Source organism: Rhizobium sp. Leaf306, assembly GCF_001423425.1.
Lineage (GTDB): Bacteria > Pseudomonadota > Alphaproteobacteria > Rhizobiales > Rhizobiaceae > Neorhizobium > Neorhizobium soli.
The window spans coordinates 860,215-882,040 of record NZ_LMNX01000002.1; the positions used below are offsets into that span (position 1 = coordinate 860,215).

Below are 21,826 nucleotides of genomic sequence, written 5' to 3' on the forward strand. Positions count from 1 at the left end.
ACCGCCACTCAAACGCAAAACCTGTCCGCCCCATAATTTCTTGCCACAACGAGCGCTTGAGCCTCGAAGATCGATTCGTCGTTCCGATCAATGAACCAAGCGAGACCCGTTCGGCCCCGTCTTTGATGGATGCCTAGATTTGCTTTTTTCGTGGCTAAAATGCGAACGAAAACTGTTGAGTAATTAAAATTGTATCCAGTATGGTTAACGGATACTTAAAGTAATATTCTATTAATACTTTGATTGCCGCCTTCCCCCGCAAAGACTAGGGTACCAGTGCAGCAATCGAAGCGCATCTCCAGTTGACGACGGCAGTTCTGCGATTATAAAGCCTGACAGCGAGGAAGAGTGTCCGAGTGGTTTAAGGAACCGGTCTTGAAAACCGGCGTGCGGGAGACCGTACCGTGGGTTCGAATCCCACCTCTTCCGCCATCAGCCGATCGCATCGAAAAGAGTGGCAGCGTTCCATACACGTCATGTCTGTAATGCCTGCGGGCTTTTTGCCCTTGAAAAAAGCGTACCGCTCGCCATTTCGCAACTTCCTGTTTTAACCATGCGTGAAATGATGTCCGATAGCACAGCCTATACCGAATCCGCGAAAATTCTCCTGTTGGAGGATGACCTCCTTCTTGCCATGGACATGGAGGATTACCTCCTCGACCGTGGACACGAAGTCGTCGGACCGTTTGGACGTCTGGTCGATGCGCTCGATGCCATCCCTCGCAACGAGCTTGCCGGCGCGGTGGTCGATCTCAACCTGCACGGCGAGTTGTCCTTTCCGGTGATCGAGGAACTGCAGGCACGTTCTGTCCCCATCATCGTCTGCACCGGTTACGCCGAGCTGCCGGAAGTCAAGACGAGGCTGAAGGGATTGCCGCTGCTTCCCAAGCCCTGGACGGCCCACAAGCTTTCCTCGCTGATGGAAGAGACATTCGGGGCCACTCAGGAACCACGTGACGCGCCTTCGTCGAAGATCCGGAACTAGGCGCTCGGGCGCTCATCAAAGTTCGTTCTGACACAGTTTCGAAGCGGCGCCTAAAGGGGCAGCCGCGCCGGAGTTCCGAACTTCAGTCGAATGACGGTATCGGGAAGGTGATCCGGCAAACGAGGCCTGTCTCGGCATAGTCTATTTCGACGTTCCCTCGGAGTTCATACTGGATGCTTCGCTCCACGAGCGTCGTACCAAAACCCTGTTGCTCGGGTGGCGTGACGGTCGGGCCGCCAATCTCCTGCCAGGTGAGCGTAATGGTTGCCTTTCCCTCCTTCACGGCGTCGCGCACCCAGCTGATCGCGATATGACCGCCATCCTGTGACAGTCCGCCGTATTTCACCGCATTGGTCGTCAGTTCGTTGAAGACCAGGCTGAGCGCCAGCGCGGACTTCGGGTCGAGATGAACGGTCGGACCGGGATCGATCACGAACCGGTTGCCGCGGCCCTCCATATACGGTGCCAGGGTTCGACGTACGACGTCGGCAAGCTCCGCCTTGCTCCAGTTCGTTTCGAACAGGAGCGCATGTGCGTCAGCCATCGCCCGAAGCCTGCCAAGCAGGTTCGACGCGTAGTCATCGACCGTGTGACTGCTCTTTGCAGTCCGGCGTACGAGCGACATGACCATGGCCATGGTATTTTTCACCCGATGGCTCAGTTCGCGGACGAGCAGTTCCTTCTGGTTCTGCGCACGCCGGTGCTCGGCTTTCTCGTGAGCCTCCGCCAGTGCCCGCTCGACGGCAGCGGGCAAGCGTATCAACCGTTGCTTCAGAACGTAGTCCGTCGCGCCACGCCGAAACGATTCGATTGCGGCCTCCTCCCCGAGGATACCGGAGACAAAGATGAATGGTATCTCCGGCACCTCGCTGCTTGCCATGTCCAGCGCCGCCATACCGTCGAAATCGGGCAGCGAAAAATCCGAAAGGATGAGGTCGAAATCGCGCGCTTCCAGCGCTTTCACAAATTCACCGCGGTTGCTGACGAGACGGATCTCCGGCTTTTTCGTCAACAGTTCAAGCTGCTCGCGGATCAATTCGGCATCGAGCGGGCTGTCCTCCAGCATGAGTAGGCGTGGATTGTGCTGCACTCTGTTAGCCTCCGTCTTTGGCGCGGTATCCAGGAGGTGGTTCATTCAAGAGAGCCCAAAATACCCCGAGATCCTGAATGGCCTTGAAGAACTGCTTGAACTCGACAGGCTTCACGACGAAGGCGTTGACGCCGAGCTCGTAGCTTCGCACCAGATCCTGCTCTTCCCTCGACGACGTCAGCATGACGATCGGAATGTGGTGCAGTCTCTCGTCTTTCTTGACACGCTCGAGGACTTCGAGACCATCGATCTTGGGCAGTTTCAGATCAAGCAGCACGACGGTCGGATCGCCGGACGGGCGACCTTCATGAATCCCGGTTCCGAAGAGATAATCGATCGCCTCGGCGCCATCGCGAGCAACGACAATCTCGTTGGCAAGCTGGCACTTTTCCAACGCGGCGAGCGTGAGTTCCAGGTCGCGTGGGCTGTCTTCGACAAGCAGTATCGGGCGTAGTTCAGGCATGGGCGCGGCCTTTCTTCTCAGGGCCTGGCAGGGCAAAGACAAAGGTTGCGCCCTTGTCCACTTCCCCATGGGCGGTAATGCTTCCGTTATGGCGTTCGACGATCCTGCGCACAAGAGCAAGGCCGATACCGGTCCCCTCGAAGTCTTCGGCGCGCTGGAGCCGCTGGAAGACCCCGAACAGTTTGCCGACATAAGCCATGTCGAACCCGACGCCGTTGTCGCTGACGCTGTAGGTGGTCACATCGCCTTTGACGGAGCCCCGGACGCGGATTTCTGAGGGGTTGCGGTGCCTGCTGTACTTTACCGCGTTTTCGATAATGTTGAACCAGACCTGCCGCAACAGCGTGGCATCACCCCAGGCGGTCGGCAACGGCTCGATCGACCACGAGATGGCTCGGTCGTCCTGGTTCAGAATCACGCTCTTCACAACCTCGGCGACAAGCTTGTTCATGTCGACATGCTTATGGGTGATCGAGGCACGCCCCAGCTGCGAAAAATTGAGCAGGCCATCCACGAGCCTGCCCGCTGCCAGCGCCGAATCGGAGATGGTCCGAAGGTAGTGGCGCGATTTTTCGTCGAGACTGTTTTCCCTGTCTGTCAGCAACTGAGCGAAGCCGACGATGTGCCGGAACGGCGCCCTCAGATCGTGCGACACCGAATAGGAGAAAGCTTCAAGCTCCTTGTTGGAGCGCTGCAGTTCGCTGGTGAGTTCACCCAGCTCTTCAGCCTTTCGCAAGACGATCCCGACGATCGCGTTGCGAAGGTCGCGTGCAGCAGAAAGTTCTGCTTCGCTCCAGGCCTGAGAATGGAGCCGGACATTTTCGCTCCAGGCCTGAAAGGATTTCCGCGGATGGATACGTCCTTTTTCCTGGACAATCTTATGCGGGTCTCCAGCCCACTGGACCGTGCGGATCACCTCGGGCCGGAACCAGATCAGCCAGTTTTCGTAAAGCTCGGACAAACGAATGGCGATGATGCCGCTTGCCTCGCCGGCAAACGCTTCAGCCGATGGAAAGTCCGCAGCAAGCGATGTGGTGGCGAAGATGTCGTCGTCCGCTCTGCCGGAAAGCCAGCCGACGATGGAGCGAACTTCGTCGTCCGTCGGGGTGATCCCCACCTTGTGGCACTCTCCCTGTGCAATAATGGCGGCTCCCGAGGCCCCAACCTGCGCGACCAGATCTTTCGGCAAGGTCTCCAATCCCTCGCTCCAGGACGAAGCAGATGTCATTGCCCGCAGAAGATCACCGGAGATGCGCGCCAGCTCGACGCGGCGGGTGGCGTCCTGGGAGTGAACTTGCGCTGCGATCCGCATGGCGAGCGACTGGACGATAAAGTCGCAGGCATCGCGCACCCTGACCGGAACCATGTGAGGCTCGGCGCTATGGCAAGCGACAAGCCCCCAAAGGCGTCCGTCGATTATGATCGACATGGACATGGATGCGGCCGTGCCCATGTTGTGCATGTATTCGAGATGCACCGGCGAAACGCTGCGCAGCTGCGAGAAGCTCAGATCAAGCGGACTGCCTGCGGTCCCGATCTCGCGACCAGCGTCTATCGGCACAGGTTCATAGGATGCGTCGGGAATGACCCGCAAGCGATTGGCGGCGTAGAGCGCACGTGCCTGTGCCGGTATGTCGCCCGCCGGGAAACGCAGGTCGAGATACGATGGCAACCTGCCATTGCCTGCTTCCGCGACAACGTGTCCGTTCCAGTCGTCGTCGAACTTGTAGACGAGGACGCGATCGAACCCTGTCAGGTCGTGAACAAAGCGAGCGGCCGCCGCAAGCGAACCCGCCACATCCGCCTGCGTCGACAGAACCTGCGCAAAACCGCGCAAGCGCGCAAACAGGCTGCCGAGTGTCTGCGTTCCCGAACGTTCGACTTCCAGGATGACAAGTCCACCAGATCGATGCGCCGTCAGTGTTGCATCGGAGATATCTTTCTGGAAAACGGCTTCGCTCGACTCATGCCAATTTCTAATGTCGTCATTCAGTGAATCAAGGATCGCCGGCGCCGGACCGCCGAGGCGCAGATCGGCACCAAAAAACGCGCCGGCATTGCGGCTTGCCTGCAGGACCGTGAGATCAGCCGGCCGCAGAACGATCAGCGCACCATGCGGCTGGATCGCACCCGGTATATGGATCGGCTCCTGCGCGCAGGATTCCAGGTTGATTTCCGATCGATCCAAAATGCTTTTTCTCCCTCATCTCCGCCCGCATTCCATGGCGGTTCAGAGCCAAACAGGCTTCTAAATTAGTCCTGTCGTTTCACAAGCCAAAATACAAACTGGACGATTCATGTAAACCGAGCCGCTACCCATCGGCTCGGAATCGAGGGAACTTCGCCGTCCCAACTTCATTATTCGCTGACAAACACGAGCAAGATTCGGATGAATGCCAATGGTCCTCAAACAGTGATTGCTCACCTTTACGATTGCCGGCGCCGCGTCTCTTCGCGCCAGAAGAACTCCAGTTCCACGCAAGCGCGATTATCTAGCCTGCCCTTGTCGGAATCAATCGCGACAGTTAGGGGACAATGAATGTCTAAAGAAACCGAACACACGAGCCAGCCATCCGAACAGGCCATTGGCCTTTTCCTGCAGGACGGCGATGGCGACAGCCTTACCGACGTGCTCGTCGAAGCGCTTTACGAAGCATTTCGCATCATGGACGACGACGTCTCTACCGAAACCTACCACTAACGCGCTAAAACGTACACTGGCGGCGAATGAGCGGACGCGACGCTGGGCCTGATACTGCTCGCCCGTGGAGACGCCGAGCAGCGTTCGCCGAACCGGGTCGTTTCGATCACTAGCGGGGAAAGAGTGCCCACCGGGCCCGGATGTCATGACTGTCGTGGTCGTATAATCCCTGCCATTACCTTCACGAAATAGTCAGTGGCGCGGACATTGGTGGTGCCTGCGCGCTTTTGCGCGTCAACGCCTTCATTTCCGTTGCAGATTGTTCTAGAGACATTCGCTCAAACCGCCGGAAAGGCGGCACTACGACTGATAGGTAATATCGCCGATGCTCAATTCGCTCAGAAACGCAGCCCGCTCCTGGGTCGCAAAACTCCTGCTCCTGGTTCTTGCCGCATCCTTCGGCATCTGGGGCATTTCGCACTCCCTGATCGGATCGAACAGCAATACCGTCCTGACGGTGGGCGATCAGCAGATCTCGTCTGAAGAGTTCAGGCTGGCCTATCAGCGACAGGTCGCCAATATCGGTCGTCAGTTCGGCGCACCGCTGACCGCGGAACAGGCACGTGCATTCGGCGTCGAGAACGAGGTGTTCGCACAGCTCGCCGCAGGCGCTGCACTCGATCAGCTTTCCGACGACATGAATCTCGGTCTTTCAGAAGACAAGCTCGGTATCCTGATCAGCGAAGACCCTGCATTCCAGGGCGTCAACGGTCAGTTCGACCGTGCCTTGTTCACATCCCGCCTGCGCAATGCCGGCCTTCGCGAGGACGATTACATCAAGGAGCGCAGCAAGGTTGCTGTCCGCAGCCAGATCGTCGAATCGGTGTCCGACGGGTTCAAGCCGCCGCAGGTTCTGATCGATGCATTGAAGCAGTATCGGGACGAAAGCCGCACGGTCGAATATCTGCTTTTGTCGAACGCCAATATCGATCCCGTAAAAGCACCGACGGATGATATTCTGGCGCAGTGGTTCGAAGGTGCGAAGAGCCGCTATCGTGCCCCGGAATACCGCACGTTTGCCTATGTGAAGCTGCAGCCATCCGACATCGCGGATGCGTCTTCGATCACCGACGAGCAGGCGCGGGCCGAATACGACAAGCGGATCGCCAGCTTCAAGACGAGCGAGACGCGCACCATCGAGCAGCTGCCCTTCCCCAACATGGAAATGGCAGAAGCTGCGGCGACGCAGTTGCGCGCCGGAACGACGACGTTCGACCAGGTGATGGCGGACCAGGGCAAAACCGCAGCCGACGTTCGCCTCGGCGACTTTACCCGCGACGCTGTTCCGGACGAGGCAATTGCAGAAGCGGCCTTCAAGCTTGGCGCGAATGGCGGCATCACGCCAGCCGTTCAAGGTACATTCGGTCCCGTCATTTTGCGGGTCTCCAACGTTCGCCCGGAAACCACCCGCGCCTTCGACGAAGTCAAGGGCGAGCTGCGCCAGCAGATGGCGGTCGCGGCCGCCTCGCAGGAACTCAACACGGCACATGACCGCTTCGAGGAGTTGCGCAGCAACGGGACGACACTTGAAGACGCGGCAAAGGATCTGAACCTCAAGCTCGTCACGGTAACGGCCAATGCATCCGGTCTTGATCCGCAGGACAAGCGCATTGCGGATCTCCCGAGTGGCACCACGCTTTTGACCGACGTCTTCCGCACAGATCCCGGCGCCGATACGCTGCCGCTGACGGTTGGCACGGACGGCTTCGTCTGGTTCGAGGTCCGCAACGTCACGCCGGAACGGGAACGTCCGCTTAGCGAAGTCCGCGACCGGGCCGTTGCCGACTGGACGGCTGATCAGCAGCGTCAGGCGCTTTCGGCACGCACGGCCGACCTCAAGGGTCGCCTCGACAAGGGCGAGACGCTGGCAGTGATCGCTGAGGATCTCGGCGTCGCCATCGAAACGAAGTCCGGCCTGCGCCGCAACGGCGAGGACGCCATCTTCGGCAACGAGGCGATTGCGGCAGCCTTTGCAGGTCCGGTCGGTGTGACTGGAACAGCGCTCGGATCGGACGGCGAGAGCCGCCTTCTTCTGAAGGTGACGGCGGTCGATCAGGCCACGAGCGATGCGCTTGCCGGCGACGAGCAACTCCAGCGCATGGCCGATTCTGCCGGCGATGACATGCTCGATCAGATGGTCAACAGCCTCAAGAACACCTACGGTGTTTCGATCAACCAGGCCGCCGTCAATCAGTCGGCTGCGCCCGCGCAATACTAAGCGACTTGAGAGCCAAAGAATGCCTGAGCTGAAACCCTTCATTGCCAAAGTTGCTGCCGGGGAGAGCCTCACGCTGGATGAGGCGCGTCAGGCGTTCGACATTCTGATGTCCGGCGAGGCGACGCCCTCGCAGATCGGCGGGTTTCTGATTGCGCTGCGCGTACGAGGAGAAACGGTGGCGGAAATTTCCGGCGCCGTAACGACCATGCGCGAGAAAATGCTGCGGGTCGACGCACCAGCCGATGCCGTTGATATCGTCGGTACCGGTGGCGATGGTGCCGGCACCTACAACATCTCGACACTGGCATCGATCATCGTGGCTGGTACGGGCGTTCCCGTCGCCAAGCATGGCAACCGGGCGTTGAGTTCCAAATCGGGGACGGCGGACGCTCTGTCGGCTCTCGGCGTCAACCTGGAAATCGGTCCGGACCGCATTGCCCGTTGTATCCGCGAGGCCGGGATCGGTTTCATGTTCGCCTCGATGCACCACGCCGCGATGCGCCATGTGGGGCCTAGCCGCGTCGAACTGGGCACGCGGACGATCTTCAACATTCTGGGTCCTCTCTCGAACCCTGCAGGCGCCAAGCGTCAGTTGCTCGGCGTTTTCGATCCGAAATGGCTGCAGCCGATCGCGGAGGTGCTGCGCGGTCTCGGCTCCGAGACTGTCTGGGTCGTACATGGCCAGGGTCTGGACGAGATCACCACGACAGGCGTGACGCAGGTCTGCGCTCTGGAGGGCGGCAGTATCCGCTCCTTTGAACTGACCCCAGCCGATTTTGGCGTGCCGCAGGCAACGCTTGCCGACCTCAAGGGTGGTGACGGCATCCACAATGCGAAGGCGTTGCGTGCGGTTCTAGGCGGGGCGAAGAATGCATACCGTGACATTTCACTCTGCAACGCGGCGGCAGCGCTTGTCGTCGCCGGAAAGGCCGAAACGCTGAAGGATGGCATGACGATCGCCACGAACGCGCTCGAAAGCGGCAATGCCGCTGCAGCGCTTGACCGGCTTGTGGCCGTATCGAACGAGAAGGATTGAGCGAATGGCGGATATTCTCAAGAAGATCGAAGCCTACAAGCGCGAGGAAATCGCAGCGGCCAAGGCGAGTGTACCGCTCACTGAGCTGAAGGCTCGTTCCGCCGACCAGCCTGCTCCGCGCGGTTTTCTGCGTGCGTTGCAGGCCAAGAAGGATGCCGGCGTTTTTGGTCTCATTGCCGAAATCAAGAAGGCGAGCCCTTCGAAAGGATTGATCCGTGCAGATTTCGATCCGCCGTCGCTCGCCGCAGCCTATGAGGCCGGCGGTGCAGCCTGCCTGTCGGTTCTGACAGATACGCCGAGCTTTCAGGGCGCACCGGAATTCATGGTCGCGGCAAAGGCTGCCTGCGCCCTGCCCGTTCTGCGCAAGGATTTCATGTTCGAGACCTACCAGGTGCACGAAGCGCGCGCCTGGGGAGCCGACTGCATCCTGATCATCATGGCGGCGCTGTCGGATGACGACGCGCTTGCGATCTACGAGGTCGCCGGCGAGCTTGGCATGGATGCGCTGATCGAAGTGCACGACGCCCCTGAAATGGAGCGGGCGCTGAAGCTCGAGGCACCGCTGGTGGGGATCAACAACCGCAATCTGCGCACGTTCGAGCTCGATCTCGCCATCAGTGAGACACTTGCGCCAATGGTGCCAGCCGATCGACTCCTCGTCGGCGAAAGCGGCATCTTCACCTACGCCGACTGCCAGCGGCTTCAGAAGGCTGATATCGAGACCTTCCTCGTCGGTGAGAGCCTGATGCGTCAGGACGACGTTGCTGCGGCGACGCGGCTGCTGCTGTCCGGCGAGCTCTCCGCACAGGCGGCCGAATAATGGCAACACTCACTCATATCGATGCGGCCGGCGAAGCGCATATGGTCGATGTCGGCGACAAGACTGAAACCGTACGCTCGGCGACGGCCGAGGGTCATGTCAGGATGCTTCCCGAGACGCTGGCGCTGATTCTGGATGGCAATGCCAAGAAGGGTGACGTCATTGGAACAGCGCGGCTCGCCGGGATCATGGCGGCGAAGAAGACCAGCGATCTCATTCCTCTTTGCCATCCGCTGATGCTGACCAAGGTCTCGGTCGAGATTACCGAAGACGCCGCCCTGCCCGGTCTGCGTGTCACGGCGACCGCCAAGCTGACCGGCAAGACCGGCGTCGAGATGGAAGCGCTGACGGCGGTGTCCGTTGCCTGCCTGACGATCTACGATATGGCGAAAGCCGCAGACAAGGGCATGCAGATCGGCGGCATCCAGCTTCTCGAGAAGACCGGCGGCAAGTCCGGAACATACCGCCTGGAGGGCTGATGAAAGCACTACTCCCCGTGGCGGATGCCAGGAGCCGGCTGCTCTCTGCAGCGCGTCCGATCGACGATATCGTGAATGTTCCGCTTGGCGAGGCCGACGGTCGCGTGCTGGCTGCCGATCTGGCCGCGAGGCTGACGCAGCCACCGTTCGACGCGTCCGCCATGGATGGCTACGCAGTACGGGCAGCGGATGCGTCCACGGTCGGCACAGAACTGTCGGTCATCGGGACGGCGTCTGCGGGCCATGCCTTCGAGGGCATTGTCGGTCCGGGCGAGACGGTGCGGATCTTCACGGGTGCACCTCTGCCGCAGGGCGCTGATTCCGTCCTCATCCAGGAAGATGCCGAGCGAATCGCGGGCGACCGGATCCGCACTGCATTTGCCGTCGTCGAAGGACGGCATGTGCGGCCCCGCGGCCAGGATTTCGCGGAGGGCGAGATCGTCCTCAAGCGCGGCACAGTGCTCGACTTCGCGCATTTGACGGTCGCCGCCGCGATGAACCATCCGACGCTTGGGATCTATCGGCGACCAAGGGTCGCGATCCTTGCGACCGGTGACGAGCTTGTAGTTCCTGGCGGTGTGCCGGCGACCGCGCAGATCATTGCCTCCAATACGTTCGGCGTCGCCGCACTGGTGCGGTCCAACGGCGGCGAGGTTCTCGACCTTGGCATCGTCAAGGACAACCAGGCGGATATCGCTGCAGCTGTCGCACGGGCGCAGCTCGAAAAGGCCGACGTGCTGGTCACGCTCGGTGGAGCTTCTGTCGGCGATCACGACCTCGTCCAGTCGACGCTGAAGGCCGCCGGTATGGAACTCGATTTCTGGCGGATCGCGATGCGTCCCGGCAAACCGCTGATGGTCGGTTCGCTCGACGGCATGCATGTGCTGGGCCTGCCCGGCAACCCGGTCGCAAGCCTTGTGACCAGTCTCCTGTTCCTCGAGCCTCTGCTGCGAAAGCTCGCGCGTCTCAGCGAGAGGAACCGCGAGGTCATGGGTGTCACAGCGGAGCATATGAAGGCGAACGACCAGCGGCAGGACTATGTTCGCGCGAGCGTGACGCGTGACGCGGCGGGAAATCTTGTTGCCAAGGCTTTCGGAAAGCAGGATTCGTCGATGATGAAGATATTTTCGCGATCCGACGGCCTTATCGTGCGTCCGCCGCACGCTCCGGAGCTGGCTGCCGGTGCACCCTGCCCTATATTGCTCATTCGTTCCTAAGGCGCTTTCCAGGCGTCCTTTGCGATGCCTCGAACGGAGAAGCGCGTGCCTGCCGATCATTCAACTGACAAAGACATTCCGACCATCCTGTGGTTTCGCAAGGATCTCCGTCTCGATGACAATGCGGCGCTGAATGCCGCGATCGATGCCGGCGGCCCGGTCATCCCCGTCTATATCCGCGAACCCGACGAACTGAACATCGGGCCTCTCGGTGGCGCGCAGGAATGGTGGCTGCATCATTCGCTGACGGCACTCAAGGGCGCGCTGAAAGCGCTCGGCAGTGACCTCATTCTCGTTAGGGGAAAGGCCGAGGATGTTCTGTCCGACATCGCCCACAAGACCGGCGCCCGCTCCGTCTTCGTCAACCGCGCCTATGAACGCACGGACTACGACCGTGAAATCGCGGTCGCCCTCAAAGACAAGGGCATCGCCATCAGCGCCTTTCATGGCCAGCTTCTCCACGAGCCGGACCGGATCCGCACGGGGGCGGGCAAGCCATTCAAGGTTTTTACACCGTTCTGGAACGCGATGCAGAAGCTCGGCGAACCGCACGAGCCGATGGATACCCCAAAGTCCATCCCTGCCCCGAAGCAATTTCCCCGTTCGGAAAGCCTGGACGGCTGGGACCTGCTGCCGGCAAAGCCGGACTGGGCTTCGGGTTTTTCCGAAATGTGGACACCGGGAGAACAGGGCGCGCGGGAGAAGTTAAAGGACATCATCGACAGGGACCTGCACGACTACAAGCGCGGTCGGGACTTTCCGGCGATCGACGCCACGTCTTCGCTGTCTGCCCACCTCACCCATGGCGAGATTTCCCCTGCCCGCATCTGGTACGAGACGAGAGGTCTTCCGGCGAAGACATCGGAAGACGTGTCGCACTTCCGCCGCGAGCTTGCCTGGCGCGATTTCTGCTACGGTCTGCTGATCGAATTTCCCGGCCTCGATCGCGAAAACTGGGACGACAAGTTCGACGCATTCGAATGGCAATACGATGCCAAGCAATTTACGGCTTGGACCAAGGGGATGACGGGTTATCCGATCGTCGATGCCGGTATGCGGCAGTTGTGGAAACACGGCTATATGCACAACCGGGTGCGGATGATCACGGCGTCGTTCATGATCAAGGATCTGATGATCGACTGGCGCAAGGGCGAGCAGTGGTTCCGCGATACGCTTGTCGATGCGGATCCTGCCAACAATTCCGCCAACTGGCAGTGGGTGGCCGGCAGTGGCGCCGATGCCTCGCCCTTCTTCCGGATCTTCAACCCTATCCTGCAGAGCGAGAAATTCGATCCAGACGGCGATTACGTTCGCGAGCATGTGCCCGAACTGGCAAAGCTCGACCGCAAATACATCCACAAGCCGTTCGAGGCGCCGGCGGCGGTGCTGGAGAAGGCCGGGATCGAGCTGGGGAAGACTTATCCCAAGCCCATCGTCGATCACGGTTTCGCCCGCGACCGGGCGCTTGCCGCATACAAGGCGCTGAAATAGAAAAGCGGGCAAAGAAAAACCCGGTCGAAGCCGGGTTTATCTTGTCTTAGACGAGACGGCTCTGTTCGAGCGCTGCCTCGACGAAACTCGCAAACAGCGGGTGCGGATCGAGCGGGCGGCTCTTCAGTTCCGGATGGTACTGAACGCCAATGAACCACGGATGATCAGGATATTCGACCGTTTCCGGCAGAAGGCCGTCCGGTGACATGCCCGAGAAGACGAGGCCGCAGTTTTCAAGGCGGTCCTTGTATTGGACGTTCACTTCGTAACGGTGACGATGGCGCTCGGAGATATCCGTGGACCCGTAGATCTCCGCGATCTTCGTGCCCTTCTTCAGAGCCGCCTGATAGGCGCCGAGACGCATCGTGCCACCGAGGTTGCCGGCGGTAGACCGCTTCTCCAGCTCGTTGCCCTTCAGCCATTCCGTCATCAATCCGACGACCGGTTCCTTCGCAGGACCAAACTCCGTCGAGGATGCGTCTTCGATTCCGGCGAGATGACGGGCGGCTTCCACCACTGCCATCTGCATGCCGAAGCAGATCCCGAAATACGGAACCTTACGCTCGCGGGCAAACTGCGCCGCGAGGATCTTGCCTTCGGAACCGCGTTCGCCGAACCCGCCGGGGACCAGAATGCCGTGAACCTTCTCAAGCCACGGGGCCGGGTCTTCCTTTTCGAAGACCTCCGATTCGATCCACTCAAGATTGACCTTGACGTGGTTGGCGATGCCGCCGTGATGCAGGGCCTCGATCAACGACTTGTAGGCGTCCTTGAGGCCCGTGTACTTGCCGACGATCGCGATCGTCACTTCGCCTTCCGGCGTGTGGATGCGGTTGCAGACCTCTTCCCAGGCGTCCAGACGGGGCTTGGGAGCGGGTTCGATGCCGAACGCAGCCAGCACTTCCGAATCGAGGCCTTCCTTGTGGTAGGCCATAGGGACGTCGTAGATATTGGCAACGTCGAGCGCCTGGATGACCGCGGATGGGCGAACGTTGCAGAACAGCGAAAGCTTGCGGCGCTCGGCCTCCGGGATTTCCCGGTCTGCGCGCACCAGCAGGATGTCTGGCGCGATACCCAGCGCCTGCAGTTCCTTGACGGAATGCTGGGTCGGCTTGGTCTTCAACTCGCCGGCTGCCGCAATGAACGGCATCAGTGTCAGATGCAGATAGATCGTTGTTCCGCGGGGCAAGTCGTTCTTGACTTGGCGGATCGCCTCCATGAACGGCATCGCTTCGATATCGCCGACCGTACCGCCAACTTCGCAGAGGACGAAATCGTAGTCCTCATTGCCCTCGGTAACGAAATCCTTGATCTCGTTGGTGACATGCGGAATGACCTGAACGGTCGCGCCGAGGTAGTCGCCGCGGCGTTCCTTGTCGATGATGTTCTTGTAGATGCGGCCGGTGGTGATGTTGTCGGTCTTGGTCGCCGAACGGCTGGTGAACCGCTCGTAGTGACCGAGATCCAGATCGGTCTCAGCGCCGTCGTCGGTCACAAAGACCTCGCCGTGCTGCGTCGGGCTCATAGTTCCCGGATCAACGTTGAGATAAGGATCGAGCTTCCTCAGCCGAACCCGGTAACCCCTCGCCTGGAGCAGTGCTCCGAGGGCCGCGGCCGCAATTCCTTTTCCGAGGGAAGAAACCACGCCGCCTGTGATGAATACATATCGCGCCATGGGAGCCACCGAATACCTTCTGATTTCTGATTCCGCCAGCGGAATTTTCTTTTTCCGAAAAAAGTCTGTGGAATCTCCACAAACGAAAACCGGCAGGCTTTTGGCCCGCCGGAGTTTGTTGCCTTCAACCGTGCCTTACTGGCCGGTTGGAACGCTGTTCGTCGGAGCGGGCGTTGCCGGGGCCGGTGTCGCCGGAGCCGGTGCTCCCGTTGCCGGTGCTGTCGGAGCAGGCGCTGAACTCGCGCCATCCGATGGGACGCCGTTGCTTGCCGGCGGAGCGGTCGGTGCCGGGCCGAGCTGGTTCAAGATACCATTGCCTGAACCCTGCTGGCTCTGCGGAATGCGGTCGAGAATATCCGTTGGACGCGATTCGTAGCGTGCCAGAATACCGAGCGCCAATGACGTGACGAAAAACAGCGTCGCCAGGATCGCCGTCGTGCGGGTCAGGGCGTTTGCCGTGCCGCGCGCCGACATGAAGCCGGAACCGCCGCCGATGCCAAGCCCTCCGCCTTCGGAGCGCTGGATCAGCACGACGCCGACAAGCGCCAGCACGATCATGAGATGAATGACGATCAGAACAGTCTGCATGAATAAGATCCCTGCCCCGTTGGCGAGGCAATAGAAGAAGTTTGGCGGCTCTTTACATGAGGCCCGCCCGCTTTCCAAGCCCCTATTGAATGGCTCAGGCGGTCAAGGCCTCATAGACGCCGTAGATGGCGAGAAAATCGTCGGCTTTCAAGCTGGCGCCACCGATCAATGCGCCATCGACATTTTCGATCGCCATCAGCTCCGCCGCATTGCCCGGCTTGACCGAGCCGCCGTAGAGGAGACGCATCCCCTTGCCGTCGTCGCCGAACCGCTTCACAAGTTCTGCGCGCATGAAAGCATGCGCGGCTTCCACATCGCTTGCGGTCGGCGTCACGCCGGATCCGATCGCCCATACGGGCTCGTAGGCAATGACCGTGTTTGCGGCCGTCGCATCATCTGGCAGGGAGCCAGCGAGCTGACGCTTCAGGATATCGAGTGTCTGGCCGGTGTCGCGTTCGTCCGCCGTTTCACCGACGCAGACGATCACGATCAATCCGGCCGTATGCGCAGCCTCGGCCTTCGCGCGAACGATCCGATCAGTTTCACGATGATCGACGCGCCTTTCGGAATGGCCGACGATCACATGCGTGCCGAAGCAGTCGGCGATCATGTCGGCGGAAATATCACCGGTATGCGCGCCGCAATGCTTCCGATGACAATCCTGGGCGCCGATCATCAGCGGGCTGTCCGTCGAAAGCGCCGTCGCCACATAGAGAAGCGTGGCCGGCGGGCATATCAGGGTTTCGACCTTTTCCGAGAGAGGTCCCATCACGCCCTGAGCAATCGCCTTGATCTCGGGAAGGCTGTCCCTCGTGCCGTTCATCTTCCAGTTTCCGGCAATAAGCGGGCGAATTTCTGGTGTCATGTCGATCCCTGTTCCTCTCCTCCAGCCGACGCCGTTGAGCGCCGCCACCTAAACGTGCAGGACAGGCCTCCCGACATGTCCTTTCACACTTCGTACGCTGAATAATGAACGCATTTCAAGTGCTTGGATGGATCCCAGATGGCGCGTCATGAGCCAGAGGTCAACGCATTCCAGGTGGGAAGCGATCTGCGCCGCGATTCAATCGGTTGAGAACCATTTAAACGCGCGATTGCAGCCAAACCGGTTATTTGTGGGCAATAAGCACGAAATTGAGGGCTTTGCGCCAGTCGATCATCCGAATGGGTGTTCCGTGCCCGCCTGTATTGAAAACGGACATACGGACCGGGTATCCGGAACTCTGCAATTTACGGTAGATCTCGGTCTGTCCGCTTGCTGCGTAGACGCTGTCGGCGCTGCCGTGAGCGATATAGATCGGCAGTTTTGCCTTGGCGAACGGCGTCGACAGCAGACCCGGATCGGGTGGACCGCCAAGCAGAACCATACCCTTCAGAGACCGGATCGTCGCCGCATCTCGGCTCACGGCCTGACAGATCAAGCCACCCATGGAGGCGCAGGCGAGGATGACAGGACGTCCTGCCGATTTCTCCGACGCATAGCGAATAAGGGCAGAGATATCGGCAGCACCTTTGTCGTCGAAGGATCTGACGCTTGGCGAATAGTAGGTCCCGCCCGACGCGGTGACGAGGTTCTTCAGCCGGTTGAAATTGCCGCCGAACGTGAAGTCGTTGACGCCGAGCCGCCTGTCGCCGCCCCTGCCGTGGATGAAGATCACCGTGAAGGCGCCACCTTGCGAAGGTCCCACCCTGGTGACATCGAGGGTCCGGCCGGAGAGGGCCAGGGTTTCATTTTCCTGGACACGGCGCGGTCCAAGCGCCACATAGGCATTCTTGACCCGCCGCTCAGGCTCGCTGTCACGTCCGTTGATGTCGCGCAGTTCCTGGTAGTCTATCATCTCGTAAGCGCCGCCGTCCTTAGTCTCCAGCACCTCGAACCTGGAGAAAAGCTCGTCCTTGAACGGCTTGATGGGGCCTTCCTGCGCGAGGCTTGCTGAAGCGGTAAGCGCGACCATGCCAGCAAGAAGCGTGCCGAAAAAGAAATGAACTGTGGACATGCGGGCTTTCATTCGGAACCTTCTGTCTTCCAACTTGCCATGCTAAAGCCGAGGCAGCATTGCTGGCAGAGCCGCCGTGCGCGTACGGCATCGCGAGAAAGCCGGTTTTCTGGCAAAATCGCATGTGATTCGAAACAGCACGAGATGGGTATGGCTATCTCCTCCGCACCCCGACAGGTAGTACCGACACCGCCAATGGATGACAATAACGACCTTTTTGCCGATACGCCCGCTCTCCCCAGATCAGCGCCAGCGGAACCTGTACCCGCTGTCAAGGCAGCGCCTTCGCCGCGACGTCCGGCTACAATCGCCGCCGACGGCGACGACTACGGCGCATCGTCGATCCGCGTGCTGGAGGGTCTTGAACCGGTGCGTATGCGCCCGGGCATGTATATCGGCGGCACGGACGAAAAGGCTCTCCACCATCTGTTTGCCGAAGTCATCGACAACTCGATGGACGAAGCCGTGGCCGGCCATGCCAATTTCATCGAGGTGTATCTGGATACCGAAGGTTGCCTGACTGTGACCGACAACGGTCGTGGCATTCCTGTGGAAAATCATCCGCAGGTGCCCGGCAAGTCGACACTCGAAGTTATCATGACCAAGCTTCATGCCGGCGGTAAGTTTGACGGAAAGGCTTACGAGACCTCGGGCGGTCTGCATGGGGTTGGCGTCTCCGTCGTCAATGCGTTGTCCGACATGCTGGAAGTCGAGGTTGCGCGCAACAAGAAGCTCTATCGCCAACGTTTTTCCCGCGGCGTTCCGCAAGGTGGGCTCGAAGAACTCGGTGACGTACACAATCGTCGCGGCACCCGCGTCCGCTTCCATCCGGATCCGCAGATCTTCGGCGATCACGCGAAGTTCGATGCCGGTCGCATTTTCCGCATGGCGCGCTCGAAGGCTTATCTGTTCGGCGGCGTCGAAATCCGTTGGAGCTGCGATCCGTCACTGGTTCAGGCCGGTGGCGACGTGCCGGACAAGGCGGTCTTCCATTTTCCCGGCGGTCTGAAAGACTATCTTTCGGCCACGCTCGGCAAGGATTTCACCGTCACTCGGGAAATCTTCGCCGGCCGTACCGAAAAGACCGGTGGTCACGGCGCCATGGAATGGGCCATCACGTGGTATGGTGGCGACCCGCAGGTTCACTCCTACTGCAACACCATCCCGACGACCGAAGGCGGCACCCATGAAGCCGGGTTGCGCATCGCGCTGACCAAAGGCCTGAAGAATTACGCCGAACTGACCCAGAACAAACGTGCCCGCGAAATTACCACTGATGACGTGATGATCTCGGCCGTGGGCATGCTGTCTGTCTTTATCCGCGAGCCGGAATTTGTCGGCCAGACCAAGGACAAGCTTGCGACCGTGGAGGCGCAGCGGCTCGTCGAGAACGTTCTGCGCGACCCCTTCGATCATTACCTGACCGGAAATCCCAACGAGGCCGCGAAACTGCTCGACTGGGTGATTGAGCGCTCCGAAGAGCGGCTTCGTCGCCGCAAGGAAAAAGAGGTCAATCGCAAGACGGCCGTGCGCAAGCTGCGCCTTCCCGGCAAGCTTGCCGATTGCTCACAGAACACGGCCGAGGGCGCCGAACTGTTCATCGTCGAGGGTGACTCGGCTGGCGGCTCGGCGAAGCAGGGCCGTAACCGGTTGAACCAGGCCATTCTTCCGCTGCGGGGAAAAATCCTCAACGTCGGCTCGGCAAGCCGCGAGAAACTCTCGGCCAACCAGCAGATCGCAGATCTCGTGCAGGCGCTTGGCTGTGGCACGCGGACGAAATACCGCGAGGAGGATCTTCGCTACGAGCGGGTCATCATCATGACCGACGCCGACGTCGACGGCGCCCATATCGCATCGCTCCTGATCACGTTCTTCTATCAGGAAATGCCCGAACTCATCCGCGGCAGCCACCTTTATCTGGCCGTGCCACCGCTTTACGTCATCCGGCAGGGTGGAAAGACCGTCTATGCCCGCAACGACGCGCATCGGGCCGAATTGATGGAAACGGTGTTCAAGGGCAAGAAAGTCGAAATCGGTCGCTTCAAAGGCCTTGGCGAGATGATGGCTGCGCAGTTGAAGGAAACGACCATGGACCCCGCCAAGCGCACGTTGCTGCGCGTCGGGATCGACGAGGTGGATTTCGAAGGCACGCGCGAGGCGGTCGACAATCTCATGGGCACGAGGCCCGAGGCGCGATTCCGGTTTATCCAGGAACGCGCCGCCTTTGCCGATAACCTCGATATCTGATTGCTGCGACCGGGAGACTTCCGGTCGCATTTTGAAGCTATCGTTCCAGAACCTTGCTGACGGCGGCGATCAACGCCGTCGCTTCATAAGGCTTGCGCACAACCGGCGCTGAAAACGTCGCCGGAATGATCGAGCGATCGCTGTATCCCGTCGCAAACACGAAGGGCACGTGACGACGCAGAAGTTCTTCCGCGATTGGAAGCGACGTACCGGATCCCAGATTGACATCGAGGATCGCGACGTCCGGGGTGAAATCCTTGAGGCGGCGAAGCGCGTCCGAGACCGAAGGCGATGTCGTTACCTTGTCGATACCATTGTCCGCCAGCATCGCCTCGACATCTGCTGCGATCAGCATCTGATCTTCCACAAGAAGGAACTCCAGATTGCCGAGTGATCGCTCGCTCGCCGTCCGTCCGCCGAGCCCATCAAGGTGGAGATCGTCCTCGGATGCCGCGTCGTCATCGGCGTGAACGTGCTTGGAGGGGATGACAAAGACCGCGTTGACGCCCTCGGGCGGGTAGTCGACCGATGCCCTACCATCCAGCTCGAAAGGCATGCTGCGGCTGATAAGCACACTGCCGAACCCACTGCGACTGGGCGCCTTTGTGACCGGACCACCGGTTTCTTTCCAGGTCAGCTCGCAATCGCCATCGGCACTTCGGCCCCACTCGATGTCGAGCCGACCGTCAGATACCGAGAGCGAACCGTATTTCGCAGCATTGGTAGACATTTCGTGCAGGACGAGGGCCATGACGGAAAACGCACGGCTATCAAGCCAGAATCGCGGTCCGCTCATCGTCACGATGCGGCCGCTTCCCTTATAGGGCTGCAGTTCGGCTTCGAGAAGGTCGGCCAGATGTCCGCCATCGCCGCTGCGGACGACCTGATCGTGCGCATAGGCCAATGCCTGAATGCGTCCCTTCAGCGAGCCGACGTAATCGGACAGCGGTCTTGAGTCATCCACAGGATGCCCCACGAGCGCCTTGATCACAGACAGGATGTTCTTGACGCGGTGGTTGAGCTCCTCGTTGAGCATGCGCTGGCGCACGTCCGCCTTACCGCGCTCGTCCGCAAGCAGTTCGTTATGATGCAGTACGGTTTCGACAAGAACTGCCCTGATGGCGTCGGCAATCTCGAGATCCGTATCGGTCCAAGGTTGAGCCTTGAGGCGCACCTGTTCTTTCCAAATGGCGAAGCTCGACCTCGGCGTCAGTCGCTCCCCATGCGGTCCGCTGGTATACTGCTTGTCGGGATTGCCTGCCCAATCGAGGGTCTGCACGACTTCCTTGCGGAAGAAAAACAGATAGTCGCGAGGGCGCTGGGACAACGAAATGGCAAGAACGCCGCTCACGTCGTCCGGCGAGATCATCGACAACGGTAGCGACCGAGACAATTCGGCCGTCGACCAAATCCGTCCGCCTGCGACGCCGCCGACCAGTTCCGCCAGTTCGGCAACCAGATGCTCCTGTGGCACGAGCCCCTGCCCTGTCCAGATCCCGTCAAGCCACAGCCCGACCCCATCGCAGGGTAGCATGCCGCCGAAATCATCCAGTGAACTTCTCAACAACCCGCTGATATCGTTGTGGTTGGAAGCGATCTGAAGGAATCGGTCGAGCGAACGTCTGGCAAGATTTGCCGTTTCGACAAGTTGCTTCTGTTTCAGCGCGCTCAAATGCAGGGAGAAGAACTCGCCGAACGTTTCTGCCGCAACGCGCTGGGGCATCGACAAGGTCTTTGGCGAATAGTGGTGGCAGGCCATCAGCCCCCACAACTCCCCATCAACGATGATGGACACCGACATCGAGGCAGAGACGCCCATGTTGCGAAGATACTCGCAGTGGATCGGCGAAACACTCCTCAGATGCGCGAAGGACATATCGAGCGGCAGGCCGTCTTCGCCCAACTCAGGGACGATGGCCACACGCTCGTTGTCAGCGTTGGAGATGACGCGGATGGTGTTCTTGATGTAGAGAATGCGTGCCTGTTTCGGGATATCCGCTGCAGGAAAATACTGGCCCTTGAAGCTCTCGAGGTCGCGGCGTTTGTATTCGCTGACGACCTTGCCGGACCCTTCCTCCTCGAAACGATAGACCATCACGCGGTCATATCCGAGCATGGCGAACATCAGCCTTGCAGCGTTCTCGATAAGCCTGTCGATGCTCTTCATGTTGCGAATGCGGCTGATCAACATGCGCGCAACTTCGAGCGGCTGGTCGGCATCGTTGGAAGCCGGCTCGAACTCGATGATCACCTTGGAATCGAAACGATGCAACGAGATGTCGAAAGCTTTGCCTGACGGGAGTCGCAAGGCATGGCGTAGCGCCGGGCGTGCTGGATCATCAGAGGTCGCGAGCGCGTTGCGAAGCGAATGGGCCGCTTCGCCACCGACGACGTCTTCAAGACGCCGGCCGTTGATGTCACCTTCAACACCGAGCATTTCTCCGACATTCGCAGAGTGGTGAAGAATCTCAGCGCCAGTTAAGTCGCAGGCAAGAAGGCAACCATGCGGTTGAATGCTCCCTGGGATGTGAATTGGCTCGCGGTCGCAATTTGTAAGGTCGACCGCCTCCGCATTGAGCATCATTAAAGTCCTTGGATCTCGTCTCTTATAAAACACGCGTACGTTACGGTTATCTATTGTTCTGCTCTACCGAAACAAGGGGCGCTGACAAAGACGGTTTAGCCATCGCAATGCCCTAGACGAAGTTATGGTTCGGTGTTTTCACATTTGTATCGTATCTAAAGGATAGGCAGACGATGAAGGGCTAGGTTAAGAGGTCCATTGTAGGCTTGCAGCAAAATGGCCGAGACACCATATC

The 21,826-nt window shown here is 59.8% G+C and carries 17 protein-coding genes and 1 tRNA gene; 10 read left to right on the top strand and 8 right to left on the bottom strand.

Annotation, left to right across the window (positions count from 1 at the left end; all coding sequences use genetic code 11):
* The first annotated feature begins 342 nt into the window (after nucleotides 1-342).
* Nucleotides 343-432: transfer RNA gene (locus tag ASG19_RS11850), tRNA-Ser, on the top strand.
* A 133-nt stretch (nucleotides 433-565) separates the two neighbouring features.
* Nucleotides 566-985 carry a response regulator gene (locus ASG19_RS11855; protein ID WP_082476293.1) on the top strand — a complete coding sequence of 140 codons (420 nt, stop codon included), beginning with the start codon at nucleotides 566-568 and terminating at the stop codon, nucleotides 983-985.
* 82 nt (nucleotides 986-1,067) lie between these two features.
* On the opposite strand, the gene ASG19_RS11860 is transcribed toward ASG19_RS11855, so the two are convergent.
* Genes ASG19_RS11860 through ASG19_RS11870 form a run of 3 tightly spaced genes read right to left on the bottom strand, consistent with a single transcriptional unit; the run spans nucleotide 1,068 to nucleotide 4,726 of the window.
* Nucleotides 1,068-2,075, bottom strand: a complete 1,008-nt coding sequence (locus ASG19_RS11860) for an HWE histidine kinase domain-containing protein (protein WP_244476147.1) — start codon at nucleotides 2,073-2,075, stop codon at nucleotides 1,068-1,070.
* A 4-nt stretch (nucleotides 2,076-2,079) separates the two neighbouring features.
* Nucleotides 2,080-2,538 (bottom strand): response regulator, encoded by a 459-nt coding sequence (locus tag ASG19_RS11865; protein ID WP_062456905.1) that lies wholly within the window; start codon nucleotides 2,536-2,538, stop codon nucleotides 2,080-2,082.
* Nucleotides 2,531-4,726, bottom strand: coding sequence for an ATP-binding protein (locus ASG19_RS11870; protein WP_062456908.1), 2,196 nt, complete (start codon nucleotides 4,724-4,726; stop codon nucleotides 2,531-2,533). The genes ASG19_RS11865 and ASG19_RS11870 overlap by 8 nt, the downstream gene beginning before the upstream one ends.
* Nucleotides 4,727-5,077: 351 nt before the next feature.
* Here ASG19_RS11870 and ASG19_RS24215 point away from each other — a divergent pair, with 351 nt between their 5' ends.
* The 7 genes from ASG19_RS24215 to ASG19_RS11900 all read left to right on the top strand — a co-directional run bounded on the left by ASG19_RS24215 (nucleotide 5,078) and on the right by ASG19_RS11900 (nucleotide 12,500).
* Nucleotides 5,078-5,239, top strand: coding sequence for a hypothetical protein (locus tag ASG19_RS24215; protein ID WP_092662350.1), 162 nt, complete (start codon nucleotides 5,078-5,080; stop codon nucleotides 5,237-5,239).
* A gap of 325 nt (nucleotides 5,240-5,564) precedes the next feature.
* Complete coding sequence (locus ASG19_RS11875; protein ID WP_062456911.1) at nucleotides 5,565-7,457, top strand: peptidylprolyl isomerase; 1,893 nt, start codon at nucleotides 5,565-5,567, stop codon at nucleotides 7,455-7,457.
* A 19-nt stretch (nucleotides 7,458-7,476) separates the two neighbouring features.
* Nucleotides 7,477-8,493, top strand: coding sequence for an anthranilate phosphoribosyltransferase (trpD, locus tag ASG19_RS11880; RefSeq protein ID WP_062456914.1), 1,017 nt, complete (start codon nucleotides 7,477-7,479; stop codon nucleotides 8,491-8,493).
* A 4-nt stretch (nucleotides 8,494-8,497) separates the two neighbouring features.
* Entirely contained in the window at nucleotides 8,498-9,313 is an 816-nt protein-coding gene (gene trpC / locus ASG19_RS11885) for an indole-3-glycerol phosphate synthase TrpC (protein WP_062456917.1), read from the top strand.
* Nucleotides 9,313-9,792, top strand: coding sequence for a cyclic pyranopterin monophosphate synthase MoaC (gene moaC, locus ASG19_RS11890; RefSeq protein WP_062456920.1), 480 nt, complete (start codon nucleotides 9,313-9,315; stop codon nucleotides 9,790-9,792). Before trpC ends, moaC begins: the two co-directional genes overlap by 1 nt.
* Nucleotides 9,792-11,009 (top strand): gephyrin-like molybdotransferase Glp, encoded by a 1,218-nt coding sequence (gene glp / locus ASG19_RS11895; RefSeq protein WP_062456923.1) that lies wholly within the window; start codon nucleotides 9,792-9,794, stop codon nucleotides 11,007-11,009. Before moaC ends, glp begins: the two co-directional genes overlap by 1 nt.
* A gap of 45 nt (nucleotides 11,010-11,054) precedes the next feature.
* Entirely contained in the window at nucleotides 11,055-12,500 is a 1,446-nt protein-coding gene (locus ASG19_RS11900) for a deoxyribodipyrimidine photo-lyase (protein ID WP_244476148.1), read from the top strand.
* Between the two features lie 46 nt (nucleotides 12,501-12,546).
* Here the strand turns inward: ASG19_RS11900 and ASG19_RS11905 are convergent, their stop codons facing one another.
* The 4 genes from ASG19_RS11905 to ASG19_RS11920 all read right to left on the bottom strand — a co-directional run bounded on the left by ASG19_RS11905 (nucleotide 12,547) and on the right by ASG19_RS11920 (nucleotide 16,760).
* Nucleotides 12,547-14,175, bottom strand: a complete 1,629-nt coding sequence (locus ASG19_RS11905) for a CTP synthase (protein ID WP_062456928.1) — start codon at nucleotides 14,173-14,175, stop codon at nucleotides 12,547-12,549.
* A gap of 135 nt (nucleotides 14,176-14,310) precedes the next feature.
* On the bottom strand, nucleotides 14,311-14,763 hold the full coding sequence (secG, locus tag ASG19_RS11910) for a preprotein translocase subunit SecG (protein ID WP_062456931.1): 453 nt from the start codon (nucleotides 14,761-14,763) through the stop codon (nucleotides 14,311-14,313).
* Between the two features lie 94 nt (nucleotides 14,764-14,857).
* Nucleotides 14,858-15,628, bottom strand: a complete 771-nt coding sequence (gene tpiA / locus ASG19_RS11915) for a triose-phosphate isomerase (RefSeq protein ID WP_062456933.1) — start codon at nucleotides 15,626-15,628, stop codon at nucleotides 14,858-14,860.
* Nucleotides 15,629-15,872: 244 nt separating this feature from the next.
* Complete coding sequence (locus ASG19_RS11920) at nucleotides 15,873-16,760, bottom strand: alpha/beta fold hydrolase (protein ID WP_062458044.1); 888 nt, start codon at nucleotides 16,758-16,760, stop codon at nucleotides 15,873-15,875.
* Between the two features lie 195 nt (nucleotides 16,761-16,955).
* Between ASG19_RS11920 and parE the strand changes: the two genes are divergently transcribed.
* Entirely contained in the window at nucleotides 16,956-19,007 is a 2,052-nt protein-coding gene (parE, locus tag ASG19_RS11925) for a DNA topoisomerase IV subunit B (RefSeq protein ID WP_082471923.1), read from the top strand.
* A gap of 37 nt (nucleotides 19,008-19,044) precedes the next feature.
* On the opposite strand, the gene ASG19_RS11930 is transcribed toward parE, so the two are convergent.
* Complete coding sequence (locus ASG19_RS11930; protein WP_062458046.1) at nucleotides 19,045-21,588, bottom strand: HWE histidine kinase domain-containing protein; 2,544 nt, start codon at nucleotides 21,586-21,588, stop codon at nucleotides 19,045-19,047.
* Nucleotides 21,589-21,826 lie beyond the last annotated feature (238 nt).